The following is a 13,345-nucleotide window of genomic DNA, read 5'->3' as shown; positions in this document are numbered from 1 at the left end:
CAACTTAACGTTTCATAATTTTAAATAGAAATCTTTCACTAAGTTTTTATAGGCGTCTGTATAATTGTGCCTTGAAATTTCAATAATTAACTCATCCTCTATTACTTCAACATTTTTAGAGTTTAGTGAAAGTAAGCTTCGTTTTATGGGTGCAGTGGCATGACCTTTTACACGAGTAATATGTTGCGGATACAGGTTATGTTCTTTTGCAATCTCAATAAATTTTTGTTCTTCTGAAAAAGGAATTATAACTGAAAACTGTCCGTTTGGAGACAATAGTTTAGAAACTCCAGAAATTAAGTCTTGAAAAGGTAGTGCGTCTTGAAACCTAGCTTGATCTCTTTGTGATGTATTTGATTTATAATCTTCTGAAAAGAATGGTGGATTACATATAATTAAGTCATAAAACTCATCACCTTCTAATTCTTCCACAAGTTGAATGAAGCTTGCATGATAACAAAAAAGCCTGTCTCCCCAATCACTGTTTTCAAAATTTTCTACAGTTTGCTCATAGGCATCGCCGTCTACCTCAACTGCATCTATCTGTTCTGCATTGCTGCGTTGTGCCATCTGTAATGCAATAACGCCTGTACCTGCGCCAACATCTAAAATAGAGCTACAGGAATCTGAGATTTTAACCCAAGCACCGAGAAGTACAGCGTCTGTACCTACTTTCATTGCGGCATTTTTATCCTCGATATTAAAGTGCTTGAATTTGAACATAGTGTAAAATTAAAAAAGTCTCGAATCTTACGAAACGAGACTACCTTTTAAATATAAAAACATTAAAGTTTTCACAGTTAGCCAGAAGGTGTATTAATTCTTCTTAAACGCCAACACATCAAATTTATGTTAATTTATCTTAATTTAAATATTTTTTAACAAAAAAAAGTCCCGCAATTTGCGGGACTCACCTCTTAAATGAAAACTTAAATGTTCTCGGTTTAGATTAACAAGAAGGTGTATTAATTCTTCTTTTTTTGTTAATCCTCACGAAGATAATAAATTATAATCAGCAAACCTCAGATTCACTAATATTTGTTTAACTTTTGTTTACGGTTGTAGGAAAAAGCCTAAACTTTCCTGAAAAAATGTTAATTACTGCTAAAGGTACATATCTATTAGACCATCTGGAGTATTAAGAATCATGGTCTTGTTTTCCTTATCTACTTTAGTAACAAAATCATCGTTTAAAGGTACAAGAACATCTTTTCCTTCTCTGTCTATTATTAGAATGGTTTGGGAGGTTTGATCATTAATACTTTTAATAACCCCAACATATCCAAAAGATTCATCTGTTACTTTAAATCCTATGATTTCATGAAAGTAAAACTTGTCGTCATCAAGTTTAGGAAGACTAGAAAGCGGCAAATAAAGCTCAGCTCCAATAAGGTCATCTGCATCTGCCTCTTCTTCTACGTCTTCAAATTTTATTCTTAGCAACGTGCTTTTATGAAGTTGTGCACGTTCTAAAAAAAATGGAACCAAGTTTTTGTTGAATTCAACAAAAACTGATTCCATCTCTGTGTAAAGTTCGGGTTCATCGGTATCTAATTTAGCTAGAACCTCACCACGAAAGCTGAATTTACTAACGATTTTCCCCAAATAGAAGCATTCTTCTTTTGTCATCGCTAGTTCTTTAATTACTCAGCTGAGTCTTCTTTTTTCTCTTCAGAAGCGTCTGCATCTTCTGCAGTCTCTTCTTTAGCAGCAGCTTCTGCTTCTGCAGCCGCTTTTGCTTCAGCTTCAGCTTTAGCAGCAGCTTCTTCTGCTTCTTTAGCCTCTGCTTCTTTCTTAGCGTTTAATTCTTTTTCAGCATCTAATGCTTTTTGCTTTTCAGCTTCTGCATCTTTAGATACTTTATCTTTCTTAGCGTTAACTTTAGATTCTTTTTCTTCTAACCAAGCAGCGAATTTCTTCTCAGCTTGCTCTTCAGTTAAAGCACCTTTACGAACACCACCAGCAAGGTGATGTTTAAGCATAACACCTTTGTAAGACAAAATTGCACGAGCAGTATCTGTAGGTTGTGCACCATTGTTTAACCAAGTTACAGAAGTATCTATATCTAAGTCAATAATAGCTGGATTAGTGTTTGGGTTGTAAGTTCCTAATTTCTCTAGGTACCTACCATCACGCTTAGAACGTGAATCTGCAGCAACAATCCAATAAAATGGTTTACCTTTTTTACCGTGTCTTTGTAGTCTGATTTTTACAGGCATAGTGATTAATTTGTGAGGTTCTCGACCTCTATTATTAATTTTTATAAGAGCGCAAAGATACTATATTTTTCTTACTGCAAGTATGTTAGCTCAAATTTTTAATTACATTTGTAGATAAACTTGTCCTATATTTAATTATGAGAAACCTACTCCTACTATTTAGTACCCTTTTATTAGCATCTAGCTGCAGTGAAACCATCGAAACAAATACACCTGCATTGCAAGGTGAAGTTGACAATGTGTTTTTTAGAGCCGTAACAAGCAACGCAACAATTAATACTGATGGTTCTGTTACTATATCTGGCGAAACTGCTCTTGAAACTATTGAAGTAACTGCAGAATCTTTAGAAGTTGGCACCTATTTGTTTGGGTCTGACAGCAATAGTGAAGCTAACTTCACAACATTTGATGATGCTTTTTATACTACAGACAACTCAGGTAACGGTAAAATAGTAATTTCTAATATAGAGGAAGGAAAAATTACAGCTACATTTAATTTTAATGCAAGGCGACCAGGTATAAACGACACCTTAAACTTTCAGGAAGGTATAATTTATGAAGTTCCTATTACAAATGCTGTACCTGGAGATGGCGGCCAAAATAATGACCAATTTACAGCACTAGTTGATGGTGCAAACTATACAGCCGTAACCACTCAAACTAACGTTGCAGGAAATACATTATTTATTATAGCAAACAACCAACAAAACTTTGTTATCAATTTATCGTTTCCTTTAGATACCGCAACAGGTGATTTTGAAATTACTGAAGGTGGAGACTACAGAGCATCTTATGCAATTAGTGGTGGCTCAGAAAATGCTATTAGTGGTATGATAACTATTACAACTAATGATAATGCTGCAGGAACTGCTTCTGGATCATTTCAATTTGAAACAACTAGTGGTATTATGGTAACCAACGGTAACTTTACTATTACTTATTAAAATTATAATTAATCTTAAATTGTAAAAAGCACTCTTAGGAGTGCTTTTTTTGTTAACGGTTTTTACAAATAGATCACAACACCTGTTTATTTATTATTAAAATATGTTAAACAAAAGTGTGTTTGAGTTAAGGTGCGTTAAACAGGCAAATAGGTAGGGTTTAGCTTCTTATCTTTGAAATAGATGACAAACAGACCTCATCTTAAAATAAAGTCTGCTAACCAAAATATTACTATTATGAAGTATACAGAGCAAGTTTCAAATAAATTAAACGAATTACTAAAGAAGAATTATGATGCAGAAGCTGGTTATAAACAAGCAGCTGAAAATGTAAAAAATTCTCAACTAAAATCTTATTTCGAGAATAGAGCTAAAGACAGATATGACTTTGGGCACCAATTAAAGAATGAGATTAAGAGTTTTGGACAAGAGCCAGACAAAGGCACTAGTATTAGTGGAGACGCACATAGATTTTGGATGAATATTAAATCTAAATTTGTCGCTAACGATGAAGAAGCTATGTTAGAGGAAGCTATTAGAGGTGAAAAAGCGTTTGTTGAAAATTATAATGAAATTATAAACGAAACAAACTTACCACCAAGCACATCTTCTGTTTTAAAAACACAGAAAGATAATGTAGAAAGTGCTCTTAAAGACGTAAAATCTTTAGAGATTGTAGCTTAATATAAAGCCTTAAAATTTAAAAAGCCGAATCTCATACGATTCGGCTTTTTTTATTTAATCACGTTCGTTAAGAAAGTAAAATCTTATCCCAAATGACAATGCTATATAAGAAGCTTTATTAAATGCAACTGTACTATTTGGAGCTTTAGTATTAAGAGACTCATACCTATATTCTGCAGTTAAAAATGCACTAAAATGCCTTGAAAACTTATAGTCTGCATCTGCCATAAGTGAATAAGCTTCTCCTGTATCTTCAAATATTTCTCCATCTACATCATTCCGATATTCTATAGCACCTATTCCAGCTAAAAAGGACAAATTAAAGTTCTTTAAAGTTGGAATTCTATAACCTGCTTCTATACCTATTAAATTTACATTTCTAAGATCATAATTACCTACAAGTTCTGGTTTTGTTACCTGTCCTGAAAAAATATTTAACCTTGCACCGATCAAAATATGGTCTGCTATAACAAACCTAGACTCTAATTGCGCACCTAAATTTGTATTTTGGGCTTTGCTTGCAAAATTATCACCAATCGCAATTGGGTAATAGGGAGAAATACTTATAAAACCTACATCATAAAACTCTACAGCCTCTTCACCTTCTCTGGTATCGTTTTGTGAAAACAAACAACTATTTAATACCAAACAAAATACTATACTTAATCTAATACTCAACATTGTATACAGTGTTTGGGTTATTAATTTGTATAAGTTCTGTTATAGGATCAGAACCGTTTACACTATATGTAAATTGAGCTTCAGTATTAAGAACTACAGAATAGGATCTGCTAAAATTTGGTGTATTTTCATTTAATGTCCTAAAAACGGAGGTTTGCGAATAACAGTCCGACTCATCTTCCTGTATTTGGCCTTCTACAAAAAATTGATTACACTGTGTATTTGTATAGTGCAAAGACCAAGAAAAGGTATCAGAAGTATTCTCTGTATTTTGAATATTTAATTCGAGTTGAGCACTTGTCTTAAGTTCAATAGTTTCAAAATCGTAAAACCGATCTCTACTATCAATAAAAACAGAAGTGTACTCAGTAAAAGACTCATTATCTAAAGAGAATTCATTTACAACAACCTCCAAACCATATGTGTTATTAAAAGTTCTTCCAGTAGCGTCTAGAGAAATAAGATCGAAAAAACCATTTGCATCTGTAGTTGTAGAGCCTACAACATATGAGTCTGCTTTAGCAATTACAGAAACCCCAACAATAGGATTATTAGCATCAGACATTACACGACCAACAAACTGCAATCTAGAGTTGTCTTCTACATTTAAATCATCAGCAAAAATACAAGACTGAAAAAGCAGGAATAGCAAGAAGAAAGAGATAAATTTAAAATGTTTCATTTGAGTAGTTTAGTTGTTTTATAGATGAGTGTCATTAAATAAGGTTGCGTGTAAAGAATGTTTTAATTTGATATAATGTGAACAACTCAACAAATAATTCAGCATTTAAAACGTTCATTTTTTATACTTTTAAACACATTTTTTTGTCTGAAATCAAGACACTAAAACCTACCCATATAACTCTAACATTCAAATACATATGTATTTAATATTTGATACTGAAACAACTGGTTTACCTAAAAATTACAACGCTCCAATAACAGATACAGATAATTGGCCACGTTGTATACAGATAGCTTGGCAGCTTCATGATGACATGGGTAAGTTGGTGTCTCACGATGATATGCTTATAAAACCAGACGGTTTTAATATCCCGTATGACTCAGAGCAAATTCACGGTATTTCTACAGAGTTAGCAGATAAAAATGGTGTAGACCTGGTAGACTCACTTCATAAATTTAATGAAGCATTAAAACAGACAAAATTTGTTGTAGGACAAAATGTTGCGTTTGATATTAATATTATGGGTGCCGAGTTTTACAGAAAAGGCATAGACAACCCATTGCAAGAACTACCTGTTTTAGACACTTGTACAGAAACCACAGCAGAACTTTGTAAAATTCCTGGTGGACGTGGCGGAAAATTTAAACTGCCTACCCTTACAGAACTTCACCAATTCTTATTTAACAAAGCTTTTAATGAAGCTCACAATGCCACTGCAGATGTTGAGGCAACAACGCGATGCTTTTTAGAACTTATAAGAAAGCGTATTTATACAGCTGAAGAGTTAGACGTGTCTCCAGATTATTTTGAGAATTTTTCTGAAGAAAACCCACAGACAATTCAACTTATAGGGTTAAAGCATATTAACCTCAAGAAAGCTTCAGAACAAATAAGAAAAGCTCTTGAAAAAGAACAAGGAGTCGATGAGATATCAGAGGAAGAGCTAGAAGAAAACATTGCAGTCTTAGAAGAAGTTACGTTTTCCCACTTACACAATCATAGCCAATTCTCTGTTCTTCAGTCTACAATGAGTATCCAGGATTTAGTAGACAATGCTATAGCTAATAATATGCCTGGTGTAGCACTCACAGACCACGCCAATATGATGGGTGCTTTTCATTTTGTGAGAGCCGTTAATACTTATAACAAATCTTTAGCAGGTAGTGAAGACCTAGACAAAAAGCCTTTAAAAGCCATTGTAGGTTGTGAGTTTCAGGTCTGTGAAGATCACAATGATAAATCCAGACAGGATAACGGTTACCAGATAGTAATGCTTGCAAAAACTAAAAAAGGCTACCATAATTTGGCTAAGATGGCATCTATAGCTTATACAGAAGGGTTTTATTATGTACCAAGAATAGACAGAGCTGTTGTAGAAAAATACAAAGAAGATGTAATTGTTTTAACAGGAAACCTATATGGAGAGGTACCAAGTAAGGTTTTAAATGTAGGAGAAAAGCAAGCCGAAGAATCTTTACTTTGGTGGAAATCTCATTTTGAAGAAGATCTTTACATGGAAATTATGCGCCATGACCAAGAAGACGAGCGTCGTGCTAATGAGGTTTTAATAAAACTAGCCAAAGCGCACGACATAAAAATAGTTGCAAGCAACAATACCTATTACACAGCAAAAGGAGATGCTAATGCTCATGACATTTTACTTTGCGTAAAAGATGGAGAAAAGCAAAGCAAACCTATTGGCCGAGGACGTGGTTATCGTTATGGTTTACCCAACCAAGAATACTATTTTAAGAGTAATGATGAAATGAAGGCTTTATTTAAAGACCTTCCAGAAGCAATTACCAATACGCAAGACGTTGTAAATAAAATTGAAGGGTTTGATCTTGCTAGGGACGTTTTATTACCAGCCTTTGAAATTCCTGAAAAATTTAAAGATTCTAAAGATTTAGATGATGGTGGTAAACGAGGCGAAAATGCATTTTTAAAACACCTTACTTATGAAGGTGCAAAAGAACGTTATGGAGAGATAACTCCAGAGATTAAAGAGCGTTTAGATTTTGAGCTATCTATTATTGAAAAAACAGGGTATCCTGGATATTTTCTAATTGTAGAAGACTTTATTAGAGAAGCAAGAAACATGGACGTTTCTGTTGGTCCAGGTCGTGGTTCTGCTGCTGGTAGTGCCGTAGCTTATTGCTTAAAAATTACCAATATAGACCCTATTAAATACGATCTACTTTTTGAGCGTTTCCTTAATCCGGATCGTGTAAGTATGCCCGATATTGATATTGATTTTGATGACGAAGGTCGAAGCCGTGTCATGGATTACGTAATTAAAAAATATGGTAGTGATCAAGTAGCACAGATTATAACTTACGGTACTATGGCAGCAAAATCTGCCATAAGAGATACCGGTCGTGTTTTAGATTTACCGTTGCACGAAACAGATAAGATTGCCAAACTTATTCCAGATATGACTAAGCTTGGTAAAATATTTGGCGTAGATGAAAAAGAGCTCTCCAGAAAATTTAGAAGTGAAGATTTTGAAGGCGTAAAAGAACTTTTAAGCATTTCAGGCGGAAATGATTTACAGGCTCAAACCGTTAATCAGGCTCGTGTTTTAGAAGGTTCTGTAAGAAATACTGGTGTACACGCTTGTGGCGTTATAATCACACCAGATGATATCTCCAACTTTGTTCCTATTGCAAGGTCTAAGGATGGTGAATTATACATCACACAATTTGACAATTCTGTAGTAGAAGATGCTGGACTACTTAAAATGGATTTCCTTGGTCTAAAAACACTTACTCTTATTAAGGATACCGTAAAGATTGTAAAAGCAAAACACGGCGTACAATTAGACCCAGACAGTTTTCCTTTAGATGATGAAAAAACGTATGAACTATTCCAACGTGGTGAAACCGTAGGTATATTTCAATATGAATCTCCAGGAATGCAGAAACATATGCAGTCTTTAAAACCAACAGTCTTTGATGACCTTATTGCAATGAACGCGCTTTATCGTCCAGGACCAATGGAATATATACCAAGTTTTATTGCCAGAAAACACGGTGATGAAGACATAGAGTATGATTTACCTGCAATGGAAGAATATCTTAAGGAAACTTATGGTATTACGGTTTACCAAGAGCAAGTAATGCTTTTATCTCAAAAGCTTGCAGATTTTACAAAAGGTGAAGCAGATATCCTTCGTAAAGCAATGGGTAAGAAGCAAAAAGCTGTACTCGATAAAATGAAACCTAAATTTATTGAGCAGGCTTCAGCTAAAGGTCATGATGCAGAAAAATTAGAAAAAGTGTGGAAAGACTGGGAAGCCTTTGCAAGTTATGCTTTTAATAAATCTCACTCTACTTGTTATGCCTGGATTGCCTACCAAACAGCCTACCTTAAAGCACACTATCCTGCAGAATATATGGCTGCGGTTTTATCTAACAACATGAGCAACATAAAGCAGGTAACATTCTTTATGGAAGAATGCAGACGTATGAAACTTGATGTGTTAGGTCCAGATGTTAATGAATCTTTCAGAAAATTTTCTGTAAATAAAGAAGGTGCCATTCGTTTTGGTATGGCAGCAATAAAAGGTGTGGGTTCAAGTGCCGTAGAGTCCATTGTAGCAGAGCGAAAAGAAAACGGTCATTTTAAATCGATCTTCGATATGGCTAAACGTATAGATTTACGTGCTGCCAATAAAAAAGCTTTTGAAAATCTCGCTTTAGCTGGTGGTTTTGATAGTTTTCAGGACACTCACAGAGCACAGTATTTTTTAGATGAAGGTGACGGTATCACTTTCTTAGAAAAAGTAATACGATATGCTGCAAAGTACCAGGAAAACAAAAACTCCTCTCAAGTAAGTTTATTTGGTGAAGCTAGTGAAGTACAAATTCCAGAACCTGTAGTGCCTCCTTGTGAAGAATGGGGAACTATGGAAAAATTAAGGAAAGAGCGTGATGTGGTAGGTATGTATATTTCTGGGCATCCGTTAGATGATTATAATATAGAAATGAAGTCTTTCTGTAACGCTAACCTCAATTACCTTGAAGATTTACAACAGGTGCTAAATGCAGAGCTATCATTAGCTTGTATTCTTACAGATATTAGGCACCTTACCACAAAAACCAATAAAGGTTGGGCAATTTTTACTGCAGAAGATTACCATAACACTTATGAGTTTAAAATTTATGGCGAAGATTACCTAAAGTACAGACACTTGCTAATCCCTAATTCATTTCTGTATGTAAAAGCATTTATAAGAGAAGGTTTTACAAATAGGCAAACTGGCAAAAAGAGTGATCCGAGAATACAGTTTAATAATTTTGAAATGCTTCAGGATGTGTTAGAGCGCTATGCAAGAAAACTAACCATTCAAATAAATGTAAATGAATTAAAGGGCGATGACATACAGAGTTTAAAATCTATATTAGATGAGCACAAAGGCGACAAGCTACTCAACTTTGTTGTTTATGAAATGGAAGACAAAGTGAAGCTACACATGCCTAGCAGAAAGCATAAGATTAATATAAATAAAGACTTATTATCAACGCTTCAAAACAAAGCGGTACACTATAAATTAAATTAATTAAGGCGCCAAATCTCAAAATTTAAAACTATTGCAAAGCCTACCCAAAGTAGATAAGGTATCATTAAATATGCTGCAATCGGCTTAACAATTTTAAACCATTTTATAGTTAAAAGTATTAGCACAAATAGAGTTAAAATTACAAAGAGTGCAAACAAAGGAGATTGTAAGCCAAAAAATACGACAGACCAAGCAGAACTTAACAATAACTGAAATCCAAAATGGTATAAAGCAGTCTTTACCCAAAGGTGGTAAAAACCCTTGCTCCAAACTAGGCCTGCAGCAACTCCCATTAACACATATAATGTTGTCCAAATTGGTGTAAACACCCAATTTGGTGGGTTATAGCTTGGTTTTTCTAATGTAGAGTACCACGTAGCAACACTAGCTTGAGTTGCGTAAGCTCCTAAAAAACCAACTATTAGGCAAATTGCAATTGCCAATAGTATTCTTATGAGTTTTTTCTTGGTCATGAGTTGTTAGTTGCTACTAATTTAGGAATTGTTTTTAGTTTTCCAATTGTATTAAAAACTAAAACAGGGTTTACAAATCATAATCAATAGTATCTTTGCGGTATGACAGCATCTAATTTTTTGATGAAAGACTATTCATCACTTCCAGAAAAAGGCAGCATAACTTCAGAAGCGCCAAGCAATATAGCGTTAGTAAAATATTGGGGAAAACGAGATATTCAAATTCCTGAAAACACATCTATTAGTTTTACGCTTAATACCTGTAAGACTATTACAACATTGCATTTTGAGAAAAAGGAAAACTTAACAAATGACTATTCCTTTCAGGTTTATTTAGATGGTGAAAGAACAACATCCTTTGAACCTAAGATTGGGAAATTCTTTGAGCGAATTGAAGAGTATTTACCTTTTTTAAAAAACTATAAGTTTAAAATTGAAACTAGCAACAGTTTTCCGCATAGTTCTGGAATAGCATCATCTGCTAGTGGGATGGCTGCGCTTTCCATGTGTTTAGTTGCATTAGAAAAGCAAATCGATAACTTAAAAGACAATTTATATTTTCAGAATAAAGCATCTTTTTTAGCACGTTTAGGCTCTGGAAGCGCAAGTAGAAGTATAGATGGACCGATGATGATTTGGGGAAAACATGAAGCTATTCCTGAAAGTACAAATAACTATGCCATAAAATATGATAAAATAGATCCTGTATTTAAAGATTACCAAGACACTATTTTACTTGTTGATAAGGGCGAAAAGCAAGTATCTAGTACAGTTGGACATCAACTTATGTACGGTCATCCGTTTTCTGAACAACGGTTTAACCAAGCACAAGACAACATGGTTAGTCTTTTAGAAATATTAGAATCTGGAAATTTAAAAGACTTTATAAACCTAGTAGAGCGTGAGGCATTAACCTTGCACGCTATGATGATGACAAGCAACCCTTATTTTATCTTAATGAAACCGAATACTCTTGAAATAATTAATAGGATTTGGGCGTTTAGAAAAGAAACCAATTTAAATCTTTGCTTTACATTAGATGCTGGTGCAAATGTACACCTTCTCTACCCCAAAAACGAAGCTGATAAAACCTTGGATTTCATTAAAAAAGAGTTAGTTGCATATTGTAAAAATGGTGAGTATCTTTGTGATAATGTAGGAAGCGGCGCTTCTGCTATAATTTAATTTAAGTTTATGAAAGGTCCTTTATTCTATTCTAAAATTTTACTCTTTGGAGAGTATGGTATCATTAAGGACTCTAAAGGTTTATCTATTCCTTATAATTTTTATAATGGCGCTCTTAAAATAGATGAGAATAAAAGTGACAAGACTAAAGATAGCAACAGCAACCTTAAACGCTTTGCAGATTACTTAAACTCCCTACAGATAGAACAACCAGAACTTGTTTCTTTTGATATTGAAAGCTTAAATGCAGATATATCTAAAGGAATGTATTTTGATTCTAGCATTCCTCAAGGTTATGGTGTTGGTAGTAGTGGTGCCTTAGTAGCTGCCATTTATGACCAATACGCGCAAGACAAAATTACTGTACTTGAAAATTTAACTAGAGAAAAATTACTGAAGTTAAAATCTATCTTTGGCGAAATGGAATCGTTTTTCCACGGAAAGTCTTCAGGTTTAGATCCGTTAAACAGCTATTTAAGCATTCCTATTTTAATTAATAGCAAAGATAATATTGAACCAGCAGGCATACCTTCTCAAACAGAAAATGGTAAAGGTGCTGTTTTCTTATTAGATAGCGGCAGCACTGGAGAAACTGCTCCTATGGTACAATTGTTTATGGAAAATATGAAGCAAGAAGGTTTTAGAAAAATGCTAAAAGACAAGTTTGTAAAACATACAGATGCTTGTGTAGATGATTTTCTTAAAGGTGATGTAAAATCTTTATTCGGGAATATTAAACAACTATCTCATGTTGTTTTAGACAACTTTAAACCTATGATTCCTAAGCAGTTTCACAATTTATGGAAACAAGGTATAGACACAAATGACTATTACCTGAAACTTTGTGGTTCTGGTGGCGGTGGTTATATTTTAGGCTTTACAGAAGATATAGACAAAGCTAGAAAATCTTTACAAGGCCATAATCTAGAAGTCGTTTACAACTTTTAAGTTATGTCTTTCCTAAAGCGCACTCATAAGGTCGTGTTGCTAAAAATCTTAAGTTTATTTTCATCAATTAGAGGTTATAACATCTTAGTTATAATCTTAGCACAATACCTTACCTCTATTTATATTTTGGCACCGCAACTGCCATTATCTAAAGTATTGTTTGACCATAACCTTTTTATACTGGTAATAGCATCTGCTTTGGCAATTGCTGGCGGCTACATTATAAATAACTTTTACGATGCCGAGAAAGATGTTATAAACAGACCATTAAAAAGCAAAATAGACGGTTATGTAAAACAACGCACTAAACTAAACACCTATTTTATCTTTAATTTTTTATCGGTTGTTTTGGCCAGTTATATTTCATTTAAAGCTGTGCTTTTTTTTAGTGTCTATATTTTTGCTATTTGGTTTTACTCGCATAAACTTAAGAGGTTTGCATTTGTAGGAAATATAACGGCTTCAGTTTTGGCTGTAGTTCCATTCTTTGCTGTATTTGTATACTATAAAAATTTCGACTTAGTCATATTTGTACATGCGACATTTCTATTTTTAGTAATTGCGATGCGAGAATTGGTAAAAGATTTGGAGAACCTAAAAGGAGATTTAGCACAAGACTATCATACAATTCCAGTTACCTATGGCGTTACATTTAGCAAGAAGATGCTAACAATTTTAGCTATGCTAACTTTAGTACCTATATTCCTGCTCATTACTAAGTTTAAGTTAGGGTATATGGATTTCTATTTCTACGGAAGCATAATTTTACTTATTGTCTTCTGTTTGTTTTTATGGGTTTCTACTTCGAAAATACAATATGTGTTGCTTCACAATTTCCTCAAGTTTATTATAGTTCTTGGTGTTTTGAGTATTGTATTGATTGATGTTCAACTTTTACTAAATAGGATTCTATAAAAAAAACCTGTCTCAGGATTGAAACAGGTTCTTAGCAAAAACTCTTGTTA

At 33.8% G+C, this 13,345-nt stretch carries 12 protein-coding genes; 6 read left to right on the top strand and 6 right to left on the bottom strand.

What is annotated here, in order from left to right:
* Positions 1-12 precede the first annotated feature (12 nt).
* From CA2559_RS04670 to CA2559_RS04660, 3 genes are all read right to left on the bottom strand, one after another.
* Positions 13-723, bottom strand: coding sequence for a tRNA1(Val) (adenine(37)-N6)-methyltransferase (locus CA2559_RS04670; RefSeq protein ID WP_013186695.1), 711 nt, complete (start codon positions 721-723; stop codon positions 13-15).
* Between the two features lie 381 nt (positions 724-1,104).
* Positions 1,105-1,629: a ribosome maturation factor RimM gene (gene rimM / locus CA2559_RS04665; RefSeq protein ID WP_013186694.1), complete on the bottom strand. Its 525-nt coding sequence runs from the start codon at positions 1,627-1,629 to the stop codon at positions 1,105-1,107.
* Between the two features lie 14 nt (positions 1,630-1,643).
* Positions 1,644-2,219: a 30S ribosomal protein S16 gene (locus CA2559_RS04660; RefSeq protein WP_013186693.1), complete on the bottom strand. Its 576-nt coding sequence runs from the start codon at positions 2,217-2,219 to the stop codon at positions 1,644-1,646.
* A 137-nt stretch (positions 2,220-2,356) separates the two neighbouring features.
* Here CA2559_RS04660 and CA2559_RS04655 point away from each other — a divergent pair, with 137 nt between their 5' ends.
* A complete protein-coding gene (locus tag CA2559_RS04655; protein ID WP_013186692.1) occupies positions 2,357-3,163 on the top strand; it encodes a DUF6252 family protein in 807 nt (268 codons plus the stop codon).
* A gap of 237 nt (positions 3,164-3,400) precedes the next feature.
* The gene (locus CA2559_RS04650) at positions 3,401-3,847 is read left to right on the top strand and encodes a ferritin-like domain-containing protein (protein WP_041241114.1); all 447 of its coding nucleotides are present in this window, start codon (positions 3,401-3,403) and stop codon (positions 3,845-3,847) included.
* Between the two features lie 54 nt (positions 3,848-3,901).
* Here CA2559_RS04650 and CA2559_RS04645 read toward each other — a convergent pair whose 3' ends face one another.
* Together CA2559_RS04645 and CA2559_RS04640 are read right to left on the bottom strand one after the other, a co-directional pair.
* Positions 3,902-4,477, bottom strand: a complete 576-nt coding sequence (locus tag CA2559_RS04645; RefSeq protein WP_041240915.1) for an outer membrane beta-barrel protein — start codon at positions 4,475-4,477, stop codon at positions 3,902-3,904.
* A 37-nt stretch (positions 4,478-4,514) separates the two neighbouring features.
* Positions 4,515-5,210, bottom strand: a complete 696-nt coding sequence (locus CA2559_RS04640) for a carboxypeptidase-like regulatory domain-containing protein (protein ID WP_013186689.1) — start codon at positions 5,208-5,210, stop codon at positions 4,515-4,517.
* Between the two features lie 199 nt (positions 5,211-5,409).
* Here CA2559_RS04640 and dnaE point away from each other — a divergent pair, with 199 nt between their 5' ends.
* Positions 5,410-9,774 carry a DNA polymerase III subunit alpha gene (gene dnaE, locus CA2559_RS04635; RefSeq protein ID WP_013186688.1) on the top strand — a complete coding sequence of 1,455 codons (4,365 nt, stop codon included), beginning with the start codon at positions 5,410-5,412 and terminating at the stop codon, positions 9,772-9,774.
* Here the strand turns inward: dnaE and CA2559_RS04630 are convergent.
* Positions 9,771-10,247, bottom strand: coding sequence for a TspO/MBR family protein (locus CA2559_RS04630; protein WP_013186687.1), 477 nt, complete (start codon positions 10,245-10,247; stop codon positions 9,771-9,773). The genes dnaE and CA2559_RS04630 overlap by 4 nt on opposite strands.
* 102 nt (positions 10,248-10,349) lie before the next feature.
* On the opposite strand from CA2559_RS04630, the gene CA2559_RS04625 reads away from it, so the two are divergent.
* The 3 genes from CA2559_RS04625 to CA2559_RS04615 are packed head-to-tail and all read left to right on the top strand — an operon-like array spanning position 10,350 to position 13,295.
* Entirely contained in the window at positions 10,350-11,432 is a 1,083-nt protein-coding gene (locus CA2559_RS04625; protein WP_013186686.1) for a diphosphomevalonate/mevalonate 3,5-bisphosphate decarboxylase family protein, read from the top strand.
* Between the two features lie 9 nt (positions 11,433-11,441).
* On the top strand, positions 11,442-12,380 hold the full coding sequence (locus CA2559_RS04620; RefSeq protein WP_013186685.1) for a mevalonate kinase family protein: 939 nt from the start codon (positions 11,442-11,444) through the stop codon (positions 12,378-12,380).
* A gap of 3 nt (positions 12,381-12,383) precedes the next feature.
* On the top strand, positions 12,384-13,295 hold the full coding sequence (locus CA2559_RS04615) for a geranylgeranylglycerol-phosphate geranylgeranyltransferase (protein WP_013186684.1): 912 nt from the start codon (positions 12,384-12,386) through the stop codon (positions 13,293-13,295).
* The last annotated feature ends 50 nt before the right edge of the window (positions 13,296-13,345 follow it).

Origin of the sequence: Croceibacter atlanticus HTCC2559, assembly GCF_000196315.1 — a bacterium.
In the GTDB taxonomy this organism is placed as follows: Bacteria; Bacteroidota; Bacteroidia; order Flavobacteriales; family Flavobacteriaceae; genus Croceibacter; species Croceibacter atlanticus.
This window is presented reverse-complemented; position numbering and strand designations above follow the sequence as displayed.